The following is a 22065-nucleotide window of genomic DNA, read 5'->3' on the forward strand; positions in this document are numbered from 1 at the left end:
GGCAAGCCGGCTCCTGCACTCATCCGCAGGAGCCGTCTGCCGGTGAACAGGCCTCAGAGCAACCCGCGAATATCCTCCAGCAGCCCTCGGGGAATCTGCACTCCGTGCTCCAGGCTGCGGGCCCGGGCCGCAAAACGCCGCTGTGACGGCAGCCGTGCGCCCTGTCGGGCAATCGCCGCGAACAACCCTTCCGCCCGTTCCAGCCCCTGCTCATAGCCCTCCCCCAAAAACACCCTGGGATCGAACGCCAGCACCAGTTCCCCATGGCAGGGCGTAGCCCCCACGCCTCCATCGAAGGCCATGGACTCGGCACTGGTCAGGTCGCCGATCAGGGCACCGGCCAGCAACTCGATCATCGCCGCCAGGGCCGAACCCTTGTGCCCGCCGAACGTCTGCATGGCGCCCTGCAACGCCGCCTTGGCATCAGTGGTGGGCTGGCCATCGGCGTCAATGGCCCAGTGCTCGGGAATCGGCTTGCCCTGGCGTGCATGCAGTTCGATATCCCCCCGGGCAATGGCACTGGTGGCGAAGTCAAAGACAAAAGGCTGGCCCCCCGGGCGCGGCCAGGCAAAGGCCAGGGGGTTGGTGCCGAACACCGGATGACGCCCGCCCGCCGGGGCCACCCAGCTATGGCTGGGGTTCATCGCCATCCCTACCAGGCCGTAGTCGGCAATCGCCTCGACCTCCGGCCACAGCGCGGAAAAGTGGAAGCAGCGCTTGATCACCATGGCGGCGATGCCCTGGCTGCGGGCCTTTTCCGCAAGGATCGGCAAACCGGTATGAAAACCCAGCAGGGAGTAGCCGTAATGGGCATCCACCTCCAGCACCCCGGGAGAAACATGCCGCAGGCTGGGTTCGGCCCGGGGGTCTATCCGGCCCTCGCGCACCGAACGTACGCAGCCCAGCAGACGATACACCCCATGGGAGTGGCACTCGTCACGCTGGCCCTGGGTGATGACTTCGGCGATCGCCCGGGCATGGGCGTCGGACAGGCCGTGGCGAGTGAGGACCTGATAGGACAGGGCACAGACTTCATCCAGTGACAGGGTGATGTATTCAGACATGCAGGAACCTCTATGGCAGGTGGGGAACGCTCCTGTGGGAGAGTTTGCGGATAGGTAAGGCAAGAAGGATGAGCAGGCGCGCCGGCACTCCCGAGGAGAGCAGGCGCGCCTCGGGTCAGCCCGGGCCCTGGCCGTCGAGCAGCTGCGGCACCTGCAATGGATTGGCGCTGTGCAGTTCAGCCGGCAACAGCGACTCGGGCAGGTCCTGGTAGGACACCGGGCGCAGGAAGCGCTGGATCGCCAGGCTGCCCACGGAAGTGCTGCGGCTCTCGGAAGTGGCCGGGAACGGCCCGCCATGGACCATGGCATGGGCCACTTCGACACCGGTGCCGAAACCGTTGGCCAGCAGGCGCCCGGCCTTGCTCTCCAGCAGCGGCAGCAGCGCCCGCACCTGCGGCTGATCGCCCTCGCCCAGGTGAATGGCAATGGTCAGCTGGCCCTCCAGGCTGCGCAGTACCTGTTGCAGGACAGTCAAGTCGGCGCAGCGGACAATCAGCGAGGCCGGGCCAAAGATCTCCCCGCGCAACTCGGGGCACGCCATGAACGCCGCGGCCGAGGTGGCGAACAATGCCCCGCGCGCCTGCTGGCCCTGCCCTTCCGGGCCCTGGGCCAGGAGCTGCACCCGGGCATGCGCCGCGAGGCTGGCCACGCCTTGGCAGTAGCTGCGGTAAATGCCCGACGTGAGCATGGTCTGCGCCGCCACGTGGCCGAGGGCCTCGGCGGCGGCCAGCTCAAAACGCTGCAACGCCGGCCCATCGACGGCCAGGATCAACCCCGGGTTGGTGCAGAACTGCCCGGCACCCTGGGTCAGCGAGGCGACAAACGCCGGGGCGATCTGCTCGCCGCGCTCCTCAAGGGCATGGGGCAACAGCAGCACCGGATTGATCGAACTCATCTCCGCATACACCGGGATCGGCTCGGCGCGCGCTGCGGCGATCTGCATCAGGGCCATCCCGCCGCTGCGCGAGCCGGTGAAACCCACGGCCTTGATCCGCGAGTCCGCCACCAACCCCTGGCCGATATCCCGGCCACTGTCGAACAACAGTGAAAACACCCCTTCGGGCATTCCCTGCTGCCGTGCCGCCCGGGCGATGGCCTGGGCCACCAGCTCCGAGGTGCCGGGGTGGGCCGAGTGCGCCTTGACGATCACCGGGCAGCCCGCCGCCAGGGCCGATGCGGTATCGCCGCCAGCCACGGAAAAGGCCAAAGGAAAGTTCGACGCACCGAACACCACCACCGGCCCCAGACCAATCTGCCGCAAGCGCAGGTCGACCCTGGGCAAAGGCTGGCGCCCGGGCTGCGCCGGGTCGATCCGCACCCCGAGAAACCCGCCCTTGCGCACCACCGCGGCAAACAGCCGCAACTGGCCAACAGTGCGCCCGCGCTCGCCTTCCAGGCGGGCACGGGGCAGGCCGGTTTCCAGCAGGCAACGCTCGATCAGTTCATCCCCCAGCTCAAGAATCTGGCTGGCGATACTCTCCAGAAACGCCGCCCGCCGCTCCAGCGGCAACAGCCGATAAGGCTCGAACGCCGCCTGGGCCAGGGCACAGGCACGCTCCAGGTCGGCCGGTGCGGCCCCGCCAAAAGCCGGTTGCAGCACCTGGCCGGTGGCCGCGTTCAGCCCATGGATATGCCCGTGGGTGCCCAAGGTAGCTTGCTGGCCGATCAGCATCTGTCCAGTAACAGTCATGGTTTGCCTCGTCTGCTTGAAAGTGGGCACCCTCATTCCACCTCATCGCCGTCCAGCACCAGCTTGGCGCCGGGCACGCCGGTGTTGGCGCCCCAGTAGTAGATACACAGGGCCATGAGGGTGACGGTCAGGGTGTCGAAGGGGTGAGCCAGGGCGCCGATGCCGCCGAAGCTGCCCAGGTAGGAAATGACGATGGTCAGGGCATAGAACGCGATCAACCACAGGGACGAACGCACCTGTTCGCCAAGGCTCAAGTGATCGGTGGGCACCAGGCGCTTGCACAACAGGTAGATCACGAACATCAGGATCTGCAGCCCCAGCAGCCAGGACACCGTGCCCCAGCCCGACCAGTAGACGATCAGCGCCGCGATCACGAAGGACACCGGCCCCAGCAGGGCAAAACCACGCACGCGGAACGGCCGCGCCAACTCCGGCGCGCTCTTGCGCAAGGCCGCGACACTGATGGGCGCCACTGCATAGCTCAGTACCAGGGCTGCCGAGACCACATTGATCAAGGCTTCCCAGGAAGGGAACGGCAAGGTCCAGAACACCGACAGGCCGAAGGTCAGCCACAGCGCCGGACGCGGAATGCCGGACTCTTCGTCGATGCGGGTGAAGATCTTGAAAAAGGTCCCGGTACGGGCCCAGCCGTAGACCACCCGCGGCGTGGCGTTCATGTAGATGTTGCCGCAGCCGCTGGGGGAGATCACCGCGTCGGCCACCACCAGGTAGGCCAGCCAGCCGACCCCGAGCGTCAGGGCGATATCGCGGTACGGCAGAGAAAACTCCTTGCTGATGCCGCTCCAGCCGTTGGCCAGCATTTCCGTGGGAATGCTGCCCAGGAAGGCCAGTTGCAGCAGGCCGTAGATCAGGGTCGAGAGCAGCACCGAAAGGATCAGGGCAATGGGAATGGTGCGCTGCGGATTGCGCACCTCGCTGGCCACGGAAATGATCGGGGTCAGCCCCAGGTAGGCAAAGATGATGCCCCCCGCCGAGACTGCCATCTCGATCCCCGAGAGACCGAACGGCGCAAAGCCCTGGACATGGAAGTTATCGGGCTTGAAGAAGGTGAACAGCACCCCGATCACCAGCAGCGGCACGATGAACTTGAACAGGCTGATGAAGTTGTTGGATTTGGCGAAGGTCTTGACGCTGTAGTAGTTGAGCCAGAAGAACAGGCACAACAGGGCGAACTGCACCAGCCAGCCGATGATCGTCGGGTTGCTCGAGCCCTCGTGGGTCAGCGCCGGGAACCAGGCCGCGGCGTACTGCCGGGCCGCCACCACTTCAATCGCCACCAGGCTGGAAAAGGCGATCAGGGTGATGAACCCCATCAGGTAGCCCAGCAGCGGCCCGTGGGAAAACACCGGATAGCGCACTACCCCGCCGGCCCGGGGCAGGGCTGCCCCCAGCTCGCAGTAGACGATGCCCAGCAGCAGTACGGCAAAGCCGCCCAGCAGCCAGGAAAAGATCCCCGCCGGCCCGGCAATCGCCGAAACGTGGCTGGCAGCGAACAGCCAGCCGGAACCGAAAATCGCACCCAGACCGATAAAGGTCAGGTCCACCAGAGAGAGTTGTTTCTTGAATTTGCCTTTGCCTGACATGGGGCTGCGCCTGTTTTGGATTATTGGAATGGGCAGATGGAATGTCACGTCGGCGGGGCCGGCCGACGCTTGCAGCACTGCACCCGGGCTGTGCCTTGTGGCTGCCCGGAGCTGTTGTTTGGAAGCGGGCGCCCTTCACCCTGGGCGCCCGTGAACGCCTTACAAGCCGACGTTGGGCAGGCTCGGGCGCGTGGCCAGGGCCTTGGCGACAATCGCCTTGACCTCGGCCAGGGTCTCGCCCTGCAGCGGCAAGCGCGGCGGCCGGGTAATGGACGAACCACGCCCTACCAGTTCTTCGCAGAGCTTGATGCACTGCACCAGGTCCGGACGGGCATCCAGGTGCAGCAGCGGCATGAACCAGCGGTACAGGGCCAGGGCTTCCTCGAAGCGCTTTTCCTTGGCCAGGCGGAACAGCGTCTCGCCCTCCTTGGGGAAGGCCACGGACATCCCGGAGACCCAGCCCTCGGCGCCCACCGCAACGCTTTCCACCACCACGTCATCGAGCCCGGCGAACAGCACGAAGCGGTCGCCGACGGCATTGCGCAGGTCGATGAAGCGCCGGGTATCGCCGGAGGAATCCTTGAAGCAGACGATGTTCTCGCAGTCCTGCAGGGCGATCAGTACGTCGGGGGTGACGTCGTTCTTGTAGATGGGCGGGTTGTTGTAGACCATCACCGGCAGGTCGGTGCCGGTGGCCACGGCGCGAAAATGCGCGGCGGTCTCATGGGGCTTGGCCGAGTACACCAGGGCGGGCATCACCATCACCCCGTCGGCCCCGGCCCTGGCGGCCTCGCGCACGGTGTTGCGGGCAAACTCGGTGGTGAATTCGGCCACCCCGGCAATCACCGGCACCCGGCCGCCGGCGGCGTCCTTGGCCACTTCGATCACCGCGAGTTTTTCCGCGGTGGTCAACGAGGTGTTCTCCCCCACGGTGCCGCACACCACCAGCCCCGAGACGCCATCGTCCACCAGGCTGCGCATGACCTTGTGGGTGGCTTGCAGGTTCAGGGAAAAATCGGCGTTGAACTGGGTGGTCACTGCGGGGAACACACCGCTCCACTGGATGGTTTTACGGCTCATGGTCTTGTCCTTGTATGAGGTCGGCCGGGCCGACAGGCGTTGGATACGAAATCCAGAGTCGCCTTTTATCCCCGTCGCAGCTTGAGACTTTTCACCCCCGAAGGAGACGAAATCGGCACACTTGCCCGGCGCTCGCGGCTCACCGGCATGTTCCTCGCACACCGCCTCTACAGCCGAACGGACTGTGCCGATTTCGTCATCCACGACAGCGAAAACCCACAAGCGGCAGCGCCCCTGCCAAGGCCACTCTGTAGCTCTTTGCCCTCAGGTGCCCTCATGAAAAAAATAACCGTGATCGACTCCCACACCGGGGGTGAACCCACCCGCCTGGTCATCGACGGCTTTCCCGACCTGGGCCGTGGCTCCATGGCCGAACGCTTGCAGATCCTGGAGCGCGAGCACGACCAGTGGCGCCGGGCCTGCGTCCTCGAACCCAGGGGCAGCGACGTGCTGGTGGGGGCCCTGCTGTGCCAGCCGCAGGCCGGCGACGCCTGTGCCGGAGTGATCTTCTTCAACAACAGCGGCTACCTGGGCATGTGCGGCCACGGCACCATTGGCCTGGTGCGCTCGCTGTATCACCTGGGGCGCATCGACCAGGGCGTGCACCGTATCGAAACCCCGGTGGGCACCGTCGAGGCCACCCTGCACGAGGACCTGTCGGTGAGCGTGCGCAACGTCCCCGCCTACCGCTACCGCACCCAGGTGATGCTGCAACTGCCCGGCCACGGCAAGGTGCACGGCGACATCGCCTGGGGCGGCAACTGGTTCTTCCTGATCAGCGACCACGGCCAGCGCATTGCCCTGGACAATGTCGAAGCCCTGACCCACTACACCTGGGACGTGCGCCAGGCCCTCGAAGCCGCCGGCATCACCGGCGCCGAGGGCGGGGTCATCGACCACATCGAACTGTTCGCCGACGACCCACAGGCCGACAGCCGCAACTTCGTGCTCTGCCCCGGCAAGGCCTACGACCGTTCGCCCTGCGGCACTGGCACCAGCGCCAAGCTGGCGTGCCTGGCGGCGGACGGCAAGCTCGCCCCGGGCCAGGCCTGGCGCCAGGCCAGTGTCATCGGCAGCCAGTTCAGCGCCCACTATGAGAAGGTCGGCGAGCAACTGATTCCGATCCTTCGCGGCAATGCCCACATCAGCGCCGAAGCCACTCTGCTGCTGGACGACAGCGATCCGTTCGCCTGGGGCATCGGCTCGTGACGCCGGTGGCCGAGGCCGAGGTGATAGTGGTGGGCGCTGGCATCATCGGTGCCGCCTGCGCCCATGAGCTGGCCCGGCGCGGCCTGCGGGTGCAGGTGCTCGACGATGGTCATGGCGGTGCCACCGGGGCCGGCATGGGCCATCTGGTGGTGATGGACGACAACCCGGCGGAACTGGCCTTGAGTCACTACTCCCTCGGCCTCTGGCGGCAGCTGCGCGAACGCCTGCCCGAGGCCTGCGCCTACCGGAACTGCGGCACCTTGTGGCTGGCCGCCGACCACCACGAGAGGGACCTGGCGCGGGCCAAGCAGCAGGCCCTGGCCGACCACGGCATCAGCGGCGAGCTGCTGGACAGCACCCGGCTGGCGAGCCTGGAACCGATGTTGCGCAAAGGCCTGGCCGGTGCGCTGAAGATCCCCGGCGACGCGATCCTCTACGCCCCGGCCACTGCCCACTGGCTGCTCGGCAACGCTTCGCTGATCAGGCGCCAGGCAGCCCGGGTGCGCAGCGTCGCCGGGGACCAGGTGGAGCTCGCCGACGGTCGCGTGCTGAGGGCACAACGGGTGCTGCTGGCCAACGGCTTCGCTGCCCGGGAACTGTTGCCGGCCCTGCCCCTGCGCCCGAAGAAGGGCCATCTGCTGATCAGCGACCGCTACCCGCACCAGGTCGGCCACCAACTGGTGGAGCTGGGTTACGCCGCCAGCGCCCACGCCAGCCACGGCACCTCGGTGGCGTTCAATGTCCAGCCGCGGCCCACCGGTCAGTTGCTGATCGGCTCGTCCCGACAGTTCGACACCCTCGATCCGGCCATCGAACCCAGCGTACTGGCGCCCATGCTGCGGCGCGCCGTGGACTACCTGCCGGCGCTCGCCGAGCTCAACGGCATCCGCGCCTGGACCGGCTTTCGCGCCGCCACGCCGGATGGCCTGCCAATCCTCGGCGAACACCCGCGGCAACCGGGCCTGTGGCTGGCGGTCGGGCATGAAGGCCTGGGAGTCACCACCGCACCCGGCAGCGCGCGACTGCTGGTGGACCTGATGCTGGGCGAATGCCCGGCGCTCGACCCACGCCCCTATCTGCCCGGGCGCTTCGCCGCCCTGACTGGAGACTTGCCATGATCATCTACCTGGACCAGCAGGCCCTGCAGGTGGCCGACGGCCTCAGCGTGGGCGCCGCCGTGGCCGGCAGTGCCGACCCGCGCACCCGCACCTCCTGCGGTGGCCAGCCGCGGACCATGTTCTGCGGCATGGGCATCTGCCAGGAATGCCGGATGACCATCGATGGCCGCCGCCAGCTGGCCTGCCAGACCCTGTGCCGGGACGGCATGCAGGTGGAGCGCAGCCAATGACCGCCCGCCACCTGCAGTGCCAGATCCTCATCGTCGGCAGCGGCCCGGCGGGGCTGGCCGCCGCCCAGGCCGCCAGCCACAGCGCCAGCTCGATCCTGATCGTCGATGACAACCCGCGCCCCGGCGGCCAGATCTGGCGCCACGGCCCCCAGCATCCGCCCAGCGCCGCCCAGGCCGAGCACTTCAAGGTGCTGCAGCACCCGGCGGTGCGCTACCTCAGCGCCACCCGCATCATCTCGACCCTGGGCACCCACAGCCTGTTGCTCGAAGATGCCCGGCAGGCCTGGCACGTGGAATTCGAACAACTGATCCTGTGCTGTGGCGCCCAGGAGCTGCTGCTGCCCTTCCCCGGCTGGACACTGCCCGGGGTGACCGGGGCCGGCGGCCTGCAAGCGCTGCTCAAGAACGGCCTGGCGGTGGCAGGAAAGACCCTGGTGATCGCCGGCAGCGGACCCTTGCTGCTGGCCAGCGCCGCCACCGCGCGCCGCGCCGGCGGCCGGGTGGTGCGGGTGCTGGAACAGGCCCCGGCGGCCTCGCTGCTGGGTTTTGCCGCCCAGTTGTGGCGCTGGCCGAACAAGCTGGCCCAGGCCCTGAGCCTGGCCACCCCGAGCTATCGCTGCAACGCCCACGTGGTCGAGGCGCTGGGCGAGCAGCACCTGCAGGCCGTGCGCATCCGCCAGGGCCGGCGCACCCTGGAAATCCCCTGCGACTACCTGGCCTGCGGCTTCGGCCTGGTGCCCAATGTGCGCCTGGCCAACCACCTGGGCTGCCGCCTGGAACAGGGCGCCATCGCGGTCGATCAGCAACAGCGCAGCAGCCTGCCCCAGGTCCTGGCCGCCGGCGAGTGCACGGGCATCGGTGGCAGCGAACTGGCGCTGATCGAAGGCCGGATCGCCGGCTGTGTGGCCAGCGGGCAGGCAGACCGGGCCGCCGAACTGATCCAGCAGCGCCGTCACTGGCAGCATTTTGCCGAGCGCCTGCTGCGGCATTTCGAGCTGCAGCCGCAGGTCCTGCAACTGGCCCGAGCTGATACTCTGCTGTGCCGGTGCGAGGATGTGCCCTACGCCGCCGTGGCCGCAGCCCCCGACTGGGCCCAGGCCAAGCTGCAGAGCCGCTGCGGCATGGGCGCCTGCCAGGGCCGGGTCTGTGCCAGCGCGGCCCACCGCCTGTTCGGCTGGGCGCCCACCCCGCCACGGGCACCCCTGGTGCCGGCGCGGATCGCCACGCTGCTGCTCGACAGCCAGCAGGCACGCCCCGGCGCCGACAATGCAACCGGCGGCCCGTGAACCCCTTGGCTTTATCGACCCAGATCCATCCCCCAAGCCCCCATAGAGAGAGGCAGACGATGATCGATGGCGCACAGCTGCACCACTTGCCCCGGGCCATCGCCGCCCATGCACCCCGGGACCTCAATGGCCTGCTGGCCAACATGGCGCCGATCACCCCGCTGCTGGACTGCATCCCCAGCGCGGTGTTCTTCATCAAGGACCTGCAGGCCCGCTACCGAGTGGCCAACCTGACCCTGGCCCAGCGCTGCGGTTTCAAGAATGTGCGGCCCCTGCTGGGCAAGACCTCCGCCGAAGTCTTCCCGGCGGTGCTCGGCCCGGTCTACACCGAGCAGGACCAGCGCGTGCTGCGCCAGGGCATCACCATCAAGGGCCAGCTGGAACTGCATCTGTATGGCAGCCGCGAGCCCGGCTGGTGCCTGACCCACAAACTGCCGCTGTACGGGCGTGACGGGCAGATCATCGGCATGGCCGGGATCTCCCTGGACCTGCAGGCCGCCCATGACACCCATCCGGCCTATGAACGCCTGGCAGCGGTGGACCGGCATATCCGCGAGCACTACAGCGAGGCCATCCGCCTGGACGACCTGACCCGCATCGCCAGCCTGTCCACTGCCCAGCTGGAGCGCTACTGCAAGCGCATCTTCCACCTCACGCCACGGCAGATGATCCACAAGGTCCGCCTGGAACACGCTTCGCAGTTGCTGCTCACCGAAGAACCCATCACCGAGGTCGCGCTGCAATGCGGCTACACCGACCACAGTGCCTTCAGCCGCCAGTTCAAGGCCCTGACCGGGCTCAGCCCGCGCCAGTTCCGGCAGAACGCTGCCCGCTAGGGCAGGCTCATTCCTGGCAGAAGGTGCGGTAGTCGAACAGCGGTTCGAAGCCGGCCTTGCGGTAGATCGACAGGCCATCGAGGGAGGCTTCCAGCACGCAGGTCCTGGCGCCCCTGGCCCGGGCGAACGCCAGCACCGCTTGAATCAGCGCCGTGGCATAGCCCTGGCCCTGGCAATCCTGCACGGTGCCGATGTCATCCAGGCGCGCCAGCCCCGGCAGCAGCGAGAGAGTCAGGGCACTCACCGGGCGCTCCTCGACATACAGGGTGAAATGGCTCAGTGCCCGGCCCGCCGACAGCGCCGCCCGATGCCGGGCCAGGTACTGCTCGATCCCCCCCTCGCCGGACTCGAATGCACTCTGCACGGGCTGCGCCCAATCCTCCAGGCGCAGGTCGGTACAGCGCACCTGGGCCTGCGCCGCAAGCGCTTGCCGGGGCTCATGGCGCGTCAGATCGAGCACCATGCAGGTGGTCTTGTCCGCCGCCAGCAGATGCTGCTGGTGCAATTGCCCGCTGACCCGGGGCACCAGCGCCTCGGGCACCACCACACAGAACGGCATGCCCGTGCGCTGCAGGAACGCCACGCCTTCGGCCAACGCCCCCGGCTCGTCGACGGCGCAGACATTCATCATCAACAGGTTCAGGCTGCTGGCTTCGACCCCGGTGCAATAGGCACTCAGGCCACTGCCGAAACGTCGATAGAACTGGGAGATGGAAACGAAGAAATAGTCTTGCGCCTGGTGATACAGGTCGATGACCGAAGCACCGGTACTGGCCGACATAAGCTGCCTCCTTGAGCGTCGTGGCGCCCCATGGGGCACCTGGCCCGGGCCACGTTAAGCCCAGCGCCCCGACAGCTCCAGCACAATCCTGTTTTATTGTGCGAAGGAGTGTTGTGAGGTGTAAGCGGGCACTGGAAAAAAGCACTTTCACCAGAGCCCTGCTGTCACAGCTTCAGACACCTCCCCCATAAGGAACACGGCCATGAAGTTCTCGAAGATCTCGCAAGCGCTGTCGATGTGGGCCGGCAGCCCGAAAACCTTTCTCGGCGCGCTGTTGCTGATTCTGATCTGGGGGCTCAGCGGGCCGGTGTTTCACTTCAACGACACCTGGCAGTTGATCATCAATACCTCCACCACCATCATCACCTTCCTCATGGTGTTCCTGATCCAGAACACCCAGAACCGCGACAACGACATTCTGCACTTGAAGATCGACGAGCTGCTGCGGGCCACCAAGGCGGCCCACAACGCCATGCTCAACCTGGACGGGCTGGACCTCAAGCAGCTGGAGCAGATGCGCCGCGAATACCGCGAGATCGGCCAGGGCGGCGATTCCGAGCTGTCCGTCAGCACCTCCAGCCAGCAGGACAAGACCGATCTCAATCAGTGCTGAGATCGGCTCGGCGAAGGCTGGCCCCTGCGCCGATCATCCTAGGGCAGAGGGTTGCCGCCGGTGACCCCGAACACTTCGCCGGTGATGTAGCTCGATTCCTGCGACGCCAATAGCACGTACAGGGGAGCGCATTCGGCCGGCTGCCCCGGACGCTTCATGGGGGTTTGCAGGCCGAACTGCGGGATCTTTTCCCGAGGCTGGCCACCACTGGGTTGCAGTACGGTCCAGATCGGCCCCGGCGCCACGGCGTTGACCCGGATCCCCCGCCCGATCACCTGTTTGGCCAAGGCCTTGGTGAAAGCCACGATCGCCGCCTTGGTGGTGGCGTAATCCAGGAGGCTGGCCGAAGGCTGGTAGGACTGGATGGACGCGGTGTTGATCACCGTGGCGCCAGCCGGCATCAGCGGCAAGGCCGCCTGACAGATCCAGAACAAGGCATACACGTTGGTCTTCAAGGTGGCGTCGAACTGAGCGGTGCTGATGTCGGCGATGTCCTCCTGCGCCACCTGCTTGCCGGCCACGTTGACCAGGATGTCCAGCCCACCCAGTTGCTCATGGGCCCGGCGCACCAGGTCGCGGCAGAAACGTTCGTCGCTGATATCGCCGGGAAGCGCAACGGCCTTGCGCCCGGCGGCCTTGATCAGCTCTATCACCTGGCGGGCGTCACGCTCCTCCTCGGGCAGGTAGTTGATGGCAACGTCCGCGCCTTCACGGGCATAGGCAATGGCCGCCGCGCGGCCGATACCCGAATCGCCGCCGGTGATCAGGGCCTTGCGCCCCAGCAACCGGCCAAAACCGTGATAGCTGTGCTCGCCGTGGTCGGGACGGGGAATCATGTCCTGGTCGATGCCCGGCGCCGTTTGCGGCTGGTCGGGAAATTCCGGCTGGGGGTACTGGGTTAGGGGATTCTGCATCGCGTACTGATTGGATACGGGTTGAGTCGACATGGTGCTCTCCAACTAAAGGGCAAGGATGGGGCAACGGCGGGGCTCAACCGTCCAGCCGGTCGGACCGGCGCCCGGCCTGCAGGGCCTTGGCCATCTGCAGGTGGTTTTCCAGCTTGGGCAGGGTCTCTTCGGCAAATGCCTTGAGCTCCGGCACCTCGCTGGTCTGCGCCTGCTGCTGGATCTGCTCGATGGCTTCTTCGGTGGCCTTGACCTGGCTGGCGGCGTAGGCGCGGTCGAAGTCCTCGCCCTCGGCCTCAGGTACGCGGGGCATCAGGCGCTTGGCCTGGTCCATCACCTGTTCCCGGGGGGCGACCGGCAAGTCCAGCTGCTTGGCGATCTTGGCCAGGTGCTGGTTGGCGGTGGTGCGGTCGTTGATCACCTGGATGGTGTATTCCTTGACCGCCTTGGATGAGGTCTGCTGGTGGGCCAGGCGGCTGGCTTCGATATCGGCCATGCCCTTGGCCGAGGCGTCGTCGATGAAATCCGCGGGGGACTGGGCCAGGGCGCTGGTGGCGCCAAGGCCCAGGAGCAGTGCCAGTCCGGCACCGCGCATGACTGTGGCCATGGGGTTCATGAGGTGGCTCTCCGCTTGCAAATTGATCTGCCGGAAGCCATGGCTCCCGTCTGCATAGGGAAAGGTGGGGGGCGCAAAGGTTTAGAAAAACCCTCGCTTGCACGACGAACGGTGAACCCCGGCACGGCCGGGCTAGGGCTTCATCCGGTGCTTGCCGGCTCAGGCGTTGGAGCGGCTTTTCTGTGCCCGCTTGACCGCGTACATGGCTTCGTCGGCGTGCTTGAACAGCTGCTTTTCCTCCAGGCCATGCTCGGGATACAGGCCGATGCCGATGCTCGGCAGGATGTTCAACGAGTGGCCGTCCAGGCGCAGCGGCTCGCCCAGCGTCCGCCGGATCTTCTCCGCTACCCGCTGGGCATCCTCGCTGTGCTGCACGCTCTCCAGCAGGATCACGAACTCGTCGCCGCCGATCCGCGCCACGGTGTCGGTTTCCCGCACGCAGCCCTTGAGCCGGTTGGCCACCGCTTGCAGCAGCATGTCCCCCACCGCGTGCCCGCAGGTGTCGTTGACCTCCTTGAACTTGTCCAGGTCGACATACAGCAGGGCCATGCGCCCCGACTCGCGCCGGGCCCGGGCCAGGGCCGAACGCAGGCGCTCGCGCAGCAGTTCGCGGTTGGGCAGGTGAGTCAATTGATCGTATTCGGCCATGTAGTGCAGGCGTGCATGCAGCTGCTTGCGTTCGATGGCCGCGGCCAGCTGCGCGCTGACGTACTGCAAGAGTTCCTGGTCCTGTTCGCTGTAGCTTTCGGTGCCCGGGGCGCTCTTGACCATCAGCACGCCGATGGTGCCCTTTTGCGAATTCAGCGGCACGCCCAGCCAGCAGCGCGAACCCTGGATAGCCGCGAACTCGCTCCAGAGCACCCGGTTCACCGGGCACTCCGGCGCCAGCAGCAAGGGCTGGCCGCATTGCAGCACCTCGACGCAGAAGCGTTCGATCAAGGTGCCCGGCAGTTCCGGGCTGCCTTCGCAGTCATCGACGTGATAGGGAAAACTCAGGCTGGCGCTGCGCTCGTCGTAGAGCGCCAGGGAACAGTTCAGCGCCGGCAGCCATTCGCCGATGATCCGATGCACATGCCGGAACAGCACCAGCAGGTCTTCGGTGGCATGGGCCGCCTCGGAAATCGCGTACAGCGCCGCCTGCCGGGATTCCGCCTGCTTGCGCTCGGTGATGTCGCGGGCCACGGCGATGCGCAACTGATCCACTTCCGACCAGCGCGCCGACCAGAGAATATGCGCCACCCGCCCGTCCTTGCGCACGTAGCGGTTCTCGAAATTCGGCTTGGGCACCCCGCCCATGATTTCCCGGGCGGCCTGCAAGGTACGTTCACGATCGGCCGGGTGCACCAGCTCGATCATCGGGCGGCCGATCAGCTCGTCGGCGGTGTAGCCGAAGACCCGCTCACAAGCGGCGCTGACGAACACGAAGCGACCCTCGACATCCACGGCGCACACGGCGTCCAGGAGCAGGTCGATGAAACTGGCCAGAGGCGCGGAGTTCTTGGTTGCCATCAGAGAAAGCTACTACCCATGAAAAATGCACTGAGTACCCATCCCTTGAGCCCGGTCGCAGGCCGAAGCCTGCAACTGCACACCGTCGCAACCCGCGCGGCGCGTCACGCCTTGTTGCCGACCAACCCCGGCACTGCGTGCAGCAGGGCATTGATCGCGAAACCGATGAACATCACCCCGCAGACCCGGGTGATCGCCAGCTCGTGGCGCTGGTACCAATTGCGTACCTTACGCGCGCCGACGATGCCGATGAGGATAGCGTATGCGCCAAGGCCGCCAAGGAAACTCAGGGCAATCAGCCCCGGCAGCATCGACCAGGTCAACAGCTCCGCGCGGCTGGAGAGCAGCGCGGTGAAGGTTGCCACCGCCACCGGATAAGCCTTGGGATTGGTCAGGCCGAACAGGATCCCGTGCCAGAACGGGTTGCGCGCCGGGCCCTGGGGTTCGTCGCCATCGCGCGGTTTACTGCGGATGGCCCGCAAGCCGAGCCAGAACAGGTACAGGCCGCTGAGCACGCCGAGGATATTGAACGCATCGCTGCCGATCTCCCGGGCCCCGACAATGGCGATCAGCGCCGTGCTGCACCAGACCACGTCGCCCAGCATGTGCCCGCAGAGAAAACCGGCCCCCGCCTGCCGCCCGCGGGCCGCGCCGATGCCGAACACCGCCAGCACTCCGGGCCCGGGGGTGATCGCATAAATGAAACCCGAGGCGATAACGGCCAGCAACAGCGATGAGGTCATCAGCAAGACTCCAGGACGATGCGCCTGACAAAAACGCCAGGCACAGGGGGAATGTGGCGGATTCTGCACGATCAAGGCACCTTGCCACCAGCCGCTTTCGTCAGCTGCCCCTGTGGAACAGTCTCTCAATCGGCGGAGTAAAAGCGCATTCCCGGGTAAGGATGATCGCGCCAGGCCAGCAATCGCGAGGCCAGATCGCTGACGGCCAGGCTCAGGTGGTTGAGCCCCTTGAGCATGGTTCACGCTCCCGTCAAGGTTTTCGGCAAGGGGTAGCGCTGGCCGTCATAGTGCAAGGTGACACGGCTGTCCCTGGGCGCCAGGTCGCGGCTTTCGCAACCGGCCGGCCCCTTGAAATGCTCGGTGTCGACGATTCGCGTACGCACCAGCAGGTCGGCATGGCCGTTGCGCTGGCCGTTGCCCAGTTCCAGGGTCCGGTGCAGGGTCCGGCTGCGCCCGACACACTCACCGCCCGGGCCGAGCTCAGCGCGGCGCTCATCCACCACCAGCCCTTCGAGCCTAGGCGGAAGGCCCTTGCCATCACGCACGAACAGGGTCAGCACGGTTTTCTCATGGGGGTGGGTGCTTGAGGTACGGCGGTAGGTGGCCCGCAGGCCAAAGGCCCGCTCCTCCTCGCTCAACTGGTAACGCCCGGTATCGATCTGCAACCCCTGCAAGGCCAAGCCATCGGAACGCCGGGCCAGGTCCTTGTTGTAGCTGGCCACGGCCCAGCCGCTGTCGTCGAGCAGCAGCGCCACATCCAGGTTGTAGCGAGGTGCCTTGGCGTTTTCGGCCCCTTGCATCAGCGTTGCTCGAACCCCGATGTTGATGCCGTCTTCCGCCGGCCAGGGTTTGCAGACGTGGAGTTCTCCCGGGGAATTGGGGCTGTTGTCGCACTCGGCCAGCGCCATCGTCGCCACACCCAGCAACGCGCACAGCACCAGCCCGCGGGTCGATTGTTCAAGCAGGTTCATCAAGCTTCCTTATCGATCGCCGGTATCAGATGCCACTGAAGCCATTGGGCAGGACGTAGCGTTGGCCATCGTAGTGCAGGGTGCTGACCACCGGTTTGGCGGCCACGGAGGTGGACTGGCATTCTTCCCCGACTTTTTTGCTCTGGGTACTGACGCTGACCGAACGCACGATCAGGTCGGCGTAACCGTGGCTGCGGGTCTTGGCGATATCCAGGGTGCGCGTGGTTTTAGTGCCCTCGCCGGCGCACTGGCCATCCCATTCGCCGTTGTAGGAATGGGCCACGAACTTCTCCAGCACCGGGCGCAGGGTACTGCCCTCGCGCACGTAGAGGCTGAGCCAGGTCTGATTGAACGGGTTGACCCTGGATGAACCCTCGAACGCGGCCCGGACCCCGAACGCTCGAACCTGAGACGTCAGTTGGAAGCGCCCGGTATCGAGCTTCACGCTCTCCAGGCGAACGGCGTCGGAGACAAAGGCGGCAGGCTGCTCATAGCTGGCCAGGGCCTGTCCGCTGCTGCGGTCCAGCACTGCCAGTTGCAGGTTGTAGGTGCCGTCATCGGTGCCGGTGTCGCTGGGGTCCGGAACCTGCTCGGACAGCAGGCTGATGCTCTGGTCGGCAAAGGCCGGCCAGTCCTTGCACAGGGAAAAGCCCGGGACTTCGGCATTGCGTGGCGGCGGCAGGCACTGGGCGGCGGCGGATGTGGCACCGGCCAGCAGGGCCAGGCTGCCCAGAAGCGGGGCCAGGGAAGAGCAACGGATCATTCACGACTCCTTGTGACAGGCGGATAGAGCGCCATTTCAGGTCGCACTATCCTCCGCGGCGCGGGCGCTTTCAACGCCGGGAGCAGTTGCTCGGGAGTCTGTGGTGCCGGGCGTGCGGATGAACCCTTCGCTGGCTTGCCAGCGAAGGGTTCCGTCCCTCAGAACGCGTTGCGGAAAATCTCCTCGATCTGCCGCTGATCTGCCGGACGCGGGTTGGTCAGGCCGCAGGCATCCTTGAGGGCATTGGCCGCCAATAGCGGAATATCCTGCAACTTGGCGCCCAACTCGCGCAAACCAGCGGGAATCTCCACATCACGGGCCAGGGTGCGGATCGCCGCGATGGCCGCCTGGGCGCCCTCTTCCGGGCTGAAACCGCGAATGTCCGCTCCCAGCGCGTGGGCCACATCGGTCAGGCGCTGGGCGCATACCGTGGCGTTGAAGCTCTGCACATGGGGCAACAGCACCGCGTTGCACACGCCATGGGGCAGGTCGTAGAAGCCGCCCAGCTGGTGGGCCATGGCGTGCACGAAACCCAGGGACGCATTGTTGAATGCCATGCCGGCGAGGAACTGCGCATAGGCCATGTTCTCCCGTGCCAGCAGATCGTTGCCGTCGTGCACCGCCTGGCGCAGGTTGGCGCTGATCATTTCCACGGCCTTCAGGGCGCAGGCGTCGGTGATGGGGTTGGCGGCGGTGGACACATAGGCTTCCACCGCGTGGGTCAGGGCATCCATGCCGGTGGCGGCGGTCAGGCCCTTGGGCATCGCCACCATCAGTGCCGGATCGTTCACCGACAGCAACGGCGTGACGTTGCGGTCGACGATGGCCATTTTCACGTGGCGCGATTCGTCGGTGATGATGCAGAAACGGGTCATTTCGCTGGCAGTGCCGGCGGTGGTGTTGATGGCGATCAAGGGCAGTTGCGGCTTGGCCGACTGGTCGACGCCTTCGTAATCGCGGATCTGCCCGCCATTGGTGGCACACAGGGCAATGCCCTTGGCGCAGTCATGGGGCGATCCGCCGCCCAGGGAGATGACGAAATCGCACTGTGCCTGCTGCAATTGCGCCAAGCCCTGCTCGACGTTGGCAATGCTGGGGTTGGGCTTGGCACCGTCGAAGATCACCGAATCGATGTCCTGCATGGCCAGCTTCTCGGCCACCATGCTGGCCACGCCAGCCTTGGCCAGGCCCGTGTCAGTGACGATCAGCGCCTTGCGAAATCCATAGTTGCGGATGGCGCTCATGGCCTCGTCGAGACAGCCGATGCCCATGATGTTCACGGCTGGAATGAAAAAGGTGCTGCTCATCAGAAGGTCTCCCGGCGAATGCCGATTTCACGGTGTCGATGCAATGTTTGCCAAACAGGATCGACCGATCGCTCACCGGCGTTGTTGATCTGGCTCAAGGGTCGGTCGTGATAAAGTCGCCAGCCGAAATACCTCCAGCCTTGAGACCGATGACCGCGATGATGGATTTCCAGGAATTTGATGCCGAACTTGAAGACTGGAACGCCCTGGGTGCCAGCACACCGTTCAGTGGCCTGCTGATCGGCAACGGCGCCAGCCGTGCCGTGTGGGAAGACTTTGCCTACGACTCACTGTTCGAAAACGCTCGCACAGTGGAAGAAAAACCCCTCAGCCAGTCCGAGCTCAGCGTATTCGAGGCCCTGCAGACCCGCAGTTTCGAGCAGGTACTGGGCGCCCTGAAAACCACCAGCCGAGTCAACAAGGCCCTGGCAGTCAGCTCGGCGGCGCCGCGCAATCGCTACTACGCCATCAAGGAAGCGCTGATCAACACCGTGCACGCGGTGCACATTCCCTGGCGCCTGGTCCAGGAGCAGAGCCTGGCGGCGATCAACCAGGAACTGCGGCGCTATCCCACGGTGTTCACCAGCAACTATGACCTGCTCAACTACTGGGCCGTGCAACAGGACAGCCAAGGCATCGACGACCTGTTCCACGGTGCCGATCCGGCCTTCGAACTGGGCAGCGCCCCTAGCGCCCCGACCCGCATCCTCTACCTGCATGGCGGCCTGCACCTGGTGCGCAACCTGGACGGCAGCGCACGCAAGCTGACTGCCACCGAAGGCACCCTGCTGGGCAGCTTCGCCATCAACAACACCCTCAAGACCCTGGACGACGTGCCGCTGTTCGTCAGCGAGGGGCCGCTGGCGGACAAGCTCAAGACCATCCGCAGCTCGGATTACCTGTCGTTCTGCTACCAGCAGTTGCTGGATCACAGCGGCGCGCTGTGCATCTTCGGCCACAACCTGGGGCCCCAGGACAGCCACCTGGTCCAGGCGATCCGCCAGTCGGCGACCCAGACCCTGGCGATCTCCATCTACCCGCGCAGCGCGGCGTTCATCCAGCACCAGAAACGCCACTACGCCAAGCTGTTCGAAGGCCTGGACCTGAGTCTGCGTTTCTTCGACTCCAAGACCCACGCCCTGGGCAACCCGGCCCTGTCGGTGCCCGTGGAGCGCTGAGCACTCCCGCCCTGTAGGAGCTGGCTTGCCAGCGAAGATGTCCGCCGGGGCGATGCATGTCTTGGTGCTCATTCGCCAACCAGCCGGCTCCTGGCGGCGCTGAACGCCTTCAGTCCTCGCTGCTGTGCACCACCACCAGCAACTGCGCCTGCTCGTCCCCCACGGAACGGATGCGGTGGGGTTTCTGGGCATTGAAGTGCAGTGCATCGCCACGGTTGAGAATCACCCGCTCGTTCATGAAATCCACTTCCACCTGGCCTTCGTGGACGAACAGGAACTCCTCCCCCAGGTGTTCCTTGAAGGTCTTGTCACTGAATTCCCGGGCCGGGTAGATGATGAACGGCAGCAGGTTGCGCTCGCTGACCTGATGGGCCAGCACCGCATAACCCGGGACCTGCCCATTGGCCGCCAGTGACTGGCGCTGGTCACTGCGCACCAGGCTGTAGCTGTCGAGGCTGATGCTGTCCTCGGCGAACAGTTCCTCGACCTTGACGTTCAGCGCCTTGGCCAGCTTCAACGCGGCAGCGATCGACGGCGTGTTCAGCCCGCGCTCGACTTTCGACAGATAGCTCTTGGTCATCCCGGATTTCTCGGCCAGGGCTTCCAGGGTCACGCCCAGTTTTTTTCTCAGTAATTTCAAACGGATAGACATGTAGAGCGGTTAATCCATCTAGAAAACAACGATTGGCGCTTGCCAATGACACAAAGTGTCATATAGCCTCTTAAGTGTCATCGCGATTCACCAAGCGCCGTCGCAAGCAGCAGGTGAAGCGCAGATCCGACGTCCATTGCACTTCTCAAAGGACCTTCGACATGGCCAAGACATTAGCATTGCCCAAAGACCAACTGGTCAAGCAAGCCCTGACCCAGATGCAAAATACCCTGGCGGATAATACGTGGACCGACCGACAAAAGCTGGCCCTGACCTGCCGCATTCTGTTCGAGAACGGCCACGACTCGGGCCTCGCCGGGCAGATCACCGCCCGCGGCCCGCAACCCGGCACCTACTACACCCAGCAACTGGGCCTGGGCTTCGATGAAATCAGCGCCAGCAACCTGCTGCTGGTCAACGAAGACCTGGAGGTCCTCGAAGGCCACGGCATGCCCAACCCGGCCAACCGCTTCCACAGCTGGGTGTACCGCGCCCGGCCGGACGTGAACTGCATCATCCACACCCACCCGACCCACGTCGCCGCGCTGTCGATGATCGAAGTGCCGCTTGCGGTGTCGCACATGGACCTCTGCCCACTGTACGAGGACTGCGCCTTTCTCGAAGCCTGGCCGGGGGTGCCGGTGGGCAACGAAGAAGGCGAAATCATCTCCGCCGCCCTGGGCGACAAGCGCGCGATCCTGCTTTCCCACCACGGCCAGCTGTCCACCGGCGCGAGCATCGAGGAAGCCTGCGTGATCGCTCAACTGATCGAGCGTGCGGCCAAGCTGCAACTGCTGGCCATGGCCGCCGGCACCATCAAGCCGATCCTCCCGGAGCTGGGCCGCGAAGCCCACGACTGGATTTCCAAGCCCAAGCGCCACAGCGCCGCCTTCAACTACTACGCTCGGCAAAACCTGAAAAAACACGCCGACTGCCTGAACTGATCCACCCCTTATGCCTTGCAGGAGTTGCACCATGCCTACTACCCAGATCCACGGCATCATCGGCTACACCGTCACCCCCTTCGGCCCCAACGGCGAAGGCCTGGACCTGGACGCCCTCGGGCGTTCCATCGACCGCATGATCGACGCGGGCGTCCACGCCATCGCCCCCCTGGGCAGCACCGGCGAAGGCGCCTACCTGAGCGACGCCGAATGGGACCAGGTCAGCGAGTTCAGCATCCGCCACGTGGCCAAGCGTGTGCCGACCATCGTCAGCGTCTCCGACCTGACCACCGCCAAGGCCATCCGCCGCGCGCGTTTTGCCGAAGCCAAGGGCGCCGACGTGGTGATGGTGCTGCCCGCCTCCTACTGGAAGCTCAGCGAAGCCGAGATCCTCGCTCACTACCAGGCCATCGGCGCCAGCATCGGCGTGCCGATCATGCTCTACAACAACCCGGCCACCAGCGGCACCGACATGTCGGTGGAACTGATCCTGAAGATCTTCCACGCCGTGGAAAACGTCACCCTGGTCAAGGAAAGCACCGGCGACATCCAGCGCATGCACAAGCTGCAACTGCTGGGCGAAGGCCAGGTGCCGTTCTACAACGGCTGCAACCCGCTGGCCCTGGAAGCTTTCGCTGCCGGTGCCAGTGGCTGGTGCACAGCGGCGGCGAACCTGATCCCGCAGCTCAATCTCGACCTCTATCAGGCCGTGCTGAGCAACGACCTGGCTCGCGCCCGGGCGCTGTTCTACCGCCAGTTGCCGCTGCTGGACTTCATCCTCAAGGGCGGTTTGCCGGCCACGGTCAAGGCCGGGCTGGAACTCGCCGGGCTGCCCACCGGCGAGCCGCGCAAGCCGGTATTCGCACTGAACGAGGGCGGTCGCCAACAGTTGCAGACGCTGCTGCAGGGCCTGGGTTGATTTCCTGAAAAAAAAGCTCGGACAGCTGACATCGTCCGGGCTTTGGC

Annotated in this window: 22 protein-coding genes; 9 read left to right on the top strand and 13 right to left on the bottom strand. The window is 65.7% G+C overall.

Translation table 11 applies throughout. The features are described from left to right. Nucleotides 1-53 precede the first annotated feature (53 nt). From AC1RCO_RS09415 to AC1RCO_RS09430, 4 genes are all read right to left on the bottom strand, one after another. Nucleotides 54-1064 (bottom strand): Ldh family oxidoreductase, encoded by a 1011-nt coding sequence (locus AC1RCO_RS09415; protein WP_053149530.1) that lies wholly within the window; start codon nt 1062-1064, stop codon nt 54-56. Between the two features lie 115 nt (nt 1065-1179). Beyond that, the gene (locus tag AC1RCO_RS09420; RefSeq protein WP_492617655.1) at nt 1180-2754 is read right to left on the bottom strand and encodes an aldehyde dehydrogenase (NADP(+)); all 1575 of its coding nucleotides are present in this window, start codon (nt 2752-2754) and stop codon (nt 1180-1182) included. Between the two features lie 32 nt (nt 2755-2786). Next, a complete protein-coding gene (locus AC1RCO_RS09425) occupies nt 2787-4358 on the bottom strand; it encodes an APC family permease (RefSeq protein ID WP_015634493.1) in 1572 nt (523 codons plus the stop codon). A gap of 159 nt (nt 4359-4517) precedes the next feature. Next, nucleotides 4518-5438, bottom strand: coding sequence for a dihydrodipicolinate synthase family protein (locus tag AC1RCO_RS09430; protein WP_065364414.1), 921 nt, complete (start codon nt 5436-5438; stop codon nt 4518-4520). Nucleotides 5439-5714: 276 nt separating this feature from the next. Between AC1RCO_RS09430 and AC1RCO_RS09435 the strand changes: the two genes are divergently transcribed. The 5 genes from AC1RCO_RS09435 to AC1RCO_RS09455 are packed head-to-tail and all read left to right on the top strand — an operon-like array spanning nt 5715 to nt 10117. After that, nucleotides 5715-6647 (top strand): 4-hydroxyproline epimerase, encoded by a 933-nt coding sequence (locus AC1RCO_RS09435; protein ID WP_401155332.1) that lies wholly within the window; start codon nt 5715-5717, stop codon nt 6645-6647. Beyond that, on the top strand, nt 6644-7765 hold the full coding sequence (locus AC1RCO_RS09440; RefSeq protein ID WP_401333433.1) for an NAD(P)/FAD-dependent oxidoreductase: 1122 nt from the start codon (nt 6644-6646) through the stop codon (nt 7763-7765). The genes AC1RCO_RS09435 and AC1RCO_RS09440 overlap by 4 nt, the downstream gene beginning before the upstream one ends. Beyond that, entirely contained in the window at nt 7762-7995 is a 234-nt protein-coding gene (locus AC1RCO_RS09445) for a 2Fe-2S iron-sulfur cluster-binding protein (RefSeq protein ID WP_065364417.1), read from the top strand. The genes AC1RCO_RS09440 and AC1RCO_RS09445 overlap by 4 nt, the downstream gene beginning before the upstream one ends. Continuing rightward, a complete protein-coding gene (locus AC1RCO_RS09450; protein WP_123397652.1) occupies nt 7992-9281 on the top strand; it encodes an NAD(P)/FAD-dependent oxidoreductase in 1290 nt (429 codons plus the stop codon). The genes AC1RCO_RS09445 and AC1RCO_RS09450 overlap by 4 nt, the downstream gene beginning before the upstream one ends. 59 nt (nt 9282-9340) lie before the next feature. Next, a complete protein-coding gene (locus tag AC1RCO_RS09455) occupies nt 9341-10117 on the top strand; it encodes an AraC family transcriptional regulator (protein WP_011059750.1) in 777 nt (258 codons plus the stop codon). Between the two features lie 7 nt (nt 10118-10124). Here AC1RCO_RS09455 and AC1RCO_RS09460 read toward each other — a convergent pair whose 3' ends face one another. Then, complete coding sequence (locus tag AC1RCO_RS09460; protein ID WP_232642696.1) at nt 10125-10898, bottom strand: GNAT family N-acetyltransferase; 774 nt, start codon at nt 10896-10898, stop codon at nt 10125-10127. A 202-nt stretch (nt 10899-11100) separates the two neighbouring features. On the opposite strand from AC1RCO_RS09460, the gene AC1RCO_RS09465 reads away from it, so the two are divergent. Then, nucleotides 11101-11511, top strand: coding sequence for a low affinity iron permease family protein (locus AC1RCO_RS09465; protein ID WP_011059748.1), 411 nt, complete (start codon nt 11101-11103; stop codon nt 11509-11511). A 38-nt stretch (nt 11512-11549) separates the two neighbouring features. Here the strand turns inward: AC1RCO_RS09465 and AC1RCO_RS09470 are convergent, their stop codons facing one another. From AC1RCO_RS09470 to yiaY, 7 genes are all read right to left on the bottom strand, one after another. Further along, complete coding sequence (locus AC1RCO_RS09470) at nt 11550-12458, bottom strand: SDR family oxidoreductase (protein ID WP_072443239.1); 909 nt, start codon at nt 12456-12458, stop codon at nt 11550-11552. Nucleotides 12459-12501: 43 nt separating this feature from the next. Beyond that, a complete protein-coding gene (locus AC1RCO_RS09475; protein WP_011059746.1) occupies nt 12502-13032 on the bottom strand; it encodes a DUF4142 domain-containing protein in 531 nt (176 codons plus the stop codon). 159 nt (nt 13033-13191) lie between these two features. Then, on the bottom strand, nt 13192-14541 hold the full coding sequence (locus AC1RCO_RS09480; protein ID WP_011059745.1) for a sensor domain-containing protein: 1350 nt from the start codon (nt 14539-14541) through the stop codon (nt 13192-13194). A 104-nt stretch (nt 14542-14645) separates the two neighbouring features. Next, the gene (locus AC1RCO_RS09485; RefSeq protein ID WP_011059744.1) at nt 14646-15284 is read right to left on the bottom strand and encodes a LysE family translocator; all 639 of its coding nucleotides are present in this window, start codon (nt 15282-15284) and stop codon (nt 14646-14648) included. A gap of 239 nt (nt 15285-15523) precedes the next feature. After that, nucleotides 15524-16255, bottom strand: a complete 732-nt coding sequence (locus tag AC1RCO_RS09490) for a PA3715 family protein (RefSeq protein WP_103290510.1) — start codon at nt 16253-16255, stop codon at nt 15524-15526. A 25-nt stretch (nt 16256-16280) separates the two neighbouring features. Continuing rightward, the gene (locus AC1RCO_RS09495; protein ID WP_342402836.1) at nt 16281-17018 is read right to left on the bottom strand and encodes a PA3715 family protein; all 738 of its coding nucleotides are present in this window, start codon (nt 17016-17018) and stop codon (nt 16281-16283) included. Nucleotides 17019-17176: 158 nt separating this feature from the next. Continuing rightward, nucleotides 17177-18325: an L-threonine dehydrogenase gene (gene yiaY / locus AC1RCO_RS09500; protein ID WP_011059741.1), complete on the bottom strand. Its 1149-nt coding sequence runs from the start codon at nt 18323-18325 to the stop codon at nt 17177-17179. 158 nt (nt 18326-18483) lie between these two features. On the opposite strand from yiaY, the gene AC1RCO_RS09505 reads away from it, so the two are divergent. Continuing rightward, entirely contained in the window at nt 18484-19503 is a 1020-nt protein-coding gene (locus tag AC1RCO_RS09505) for a DUF4917 family protein (RefSeq protein ID WP_342402874.1), read from the top strand. Nucleotides 19504-19612: 109 nt separating this feature from the next. Here AC1RCO_RS09505 and AC1RCO_RS09510 read toward each other — a convergent pair whose 3' ends face one another. Next, nucleotides 19613-20155: a helix-turn-helix domain-containing protein gene (locus AC1RCO_RS09510; protein WP_015634479.1), complete on the bottom strand. Its 543-nt coding sequence runs from the start codon at nt 20153-20155 to the stop codon at nt 19613-19615. A 161-nt stretch (nt 20156-20316) separates the two neighbouring features. Here AC1RCO_RS09510 and AC1RCO_RS09515 point away from each other — a divergent pair, with 161 nt between their 5' ends. Further along, on the top strand, nt 20317-21099 hold the full coding sequence (locus AC1RCO_RS09515; RefSeq protein ID WP_011059738.1) for an aldolase: 783 nt from the start codon (nt 20317-20319) through the stop codon (nt 21097-21099). 31 nt (nt 21100-21130) lie between these two features. Beyond that, complete coding sequence (locus AC1RCO_RS09520; RefSeq protein WP_401333449.1) at nt 21131-22018, top strand: dihydrodipicolinate synthase family protein; 888 nt, start codon at nt 21131-21133, stop codon at nt 22016-22018. Nucleotides 22019-22065 lie beyond the last annotated feature (47 nt).

The sequence above is a fragment of the Pseudomonas sp. GW823-FHT03E05 genome (assembly GCF_058796855.1).

Excerpts from the sequence above, each read along its gene's own strand:
- AC1RCO_RS09415 (WP_053149530.1), bottom strand. The coding sequence starts at position 1,064 with ATGTCTGAATACATCACCCTGTCACTGGATGAAGTCTGTGCCCTGTCC.
- AC1RCO_RS09420 (WP_492617655.1), bottom strand. The coding sequence starts at position 2,754 with ATGACTGTTACTGGACAGATGCTGATCGGCCAGCAAGCTACCTTGGGC.
- AC1RCO_RS09425 (WP_015634493.1), bottom strand. The coding sequence starts at position 4,358 with ATGTCAGGCAAAGGCAAATTCAAGAAACAACTCTCTCTGGTGGACCTG.
- AC1RCO_RS09430 (WP_065364414.1), bottom strand. The coding sequence starts at position 5,438 with ATGAGCCGTAAAACCATCCAGTGGAGCGGTGTGTTCCCCGCAGTGACC.
- AC1RCO_RS09435 (WP_401155332.1), top strand. The coding sequence starts at position 5,715 with ATGAAAAAAATAACCGTGATCGACTCCCACACCGGGGGTGAACCCACC.
- AC1RCO_RS09445 (WP_065364417.1), top strand. The coding sequence starts at position 7,762 with ATGATCATCTACCTGGACCAGCAGGCCCTGCAGGTGGCCGACGGCCTC.
- AC1RCO_RS09450 (WP_123397652.1), top strand. The coding sequence starts at position 7,992 with ATGACCGCCCGCCACCTGCAGTGCCAGATCCTCATCGTCGGCAGCGGC.
- AC1RCO_RS09455 (WP_011059750.1), top strand. The coding sequence starts at position 9,341 with ATGATCGATGGCGCACAGCTGCACCACTTGCCCCGGGCCATCGCCGCC.
- AC1RCO_RS09460 (WP_232642696.1), bottom strand. The coding sequence starts at position 10,898 with ATGTCGGCCAGTACCGGTGCTTCGGTCATCGACCTGTATCACCAGGCG.
- AC1RCO_RS09465 (WP_011059748.1), top strand. The coding sequence starts at position 11,101 with ATGAAGTTCTCGAAGATCTCGCAAGCGCTGTCGATGTGGGCCGGCAGC.
- AC1RCO_RS09470 (WP_072443239.1), bottom strand. The coding sequence starts at position 12,458 with ATGTCGACTCAACCCGTATCCAATCAGTACGCGATGCAGAATCCCCTA.
- AC1RCO_RS09475 (WP_011059746.1), bottom strand. The coding sequence starts at position 13,032 with ATGAACCCCATGGCCACAGTCATGCGCGGTGCCGGACTGGCACTGCTC.
- AC1RCO_RS09480 (WP_011059745.1), bottom strand. The coding sequence starts at position 14,541 with ATGGCAACCAAGAACTCCGCGCCTCTGGCCAGTTTCATCGACCTGCTC.
- AC1RCO_RS09485 (WP_011059744.1), bottom strand. The coding sequence starts at position 15,284 with ATGACCTCATCGCTGTTGCTGGCCGTTATCGCCTCGGGTTTCATTTAT.
- AC1RCO_RS09490 (WP_103290510.1), bottom strand. The coding sequence starts at position 16,255 with ATGAACCTGCTTGAACAATCGACCCGCGGGCTGGTGCTGTGCGCGTTG.
- AC1RCO_RS09495 (WP_342402836.1), bottom strand. The coding sequence starts at position 17,018 with ATGATCCGTTGCTCTTCCCTGGCCCCGCTTCTGGGCAGCCTGGCCCTG.
- yiaY (WP_011059741.1), bottom strand. The coding sequence starts at position 18,325 with ATGAGCAGCACCTTTTTCATTCCAGCCGTGAACATCATGGGCATCGGC.
- AC1RCO_RS09505 (WP_342402874.1), top strand. The coding sequence starts at position 18,484 with ATGATGGATTTCCAGGAATTTGATGCCGAACTTGAAGACTGGAACGCC.
- AC1RCO_RS09510 (WP_015634479.1), bottom strand. The coding sequence starts at position 20,155 with ATGTCTATCCGTTTGAAATTACTGAGAAAAAAACTGGGCGTGACCCTG.
- AC1RCO_RS09515 (WP_011059738.1), top strand. The coding sequence starts at position 20,317 with ATGGCCAAGACATTAGCATTGCCCAAAGACCAACTGGTCAAGCAAGCC.
- AC1RCO_RS09520 (WP_401333449.1), top strand. The coding sequence starts at position 21,131 with ATGCCTACTACCCAGATCCACGGCATCATCGGCTACACCGTCACCCCC.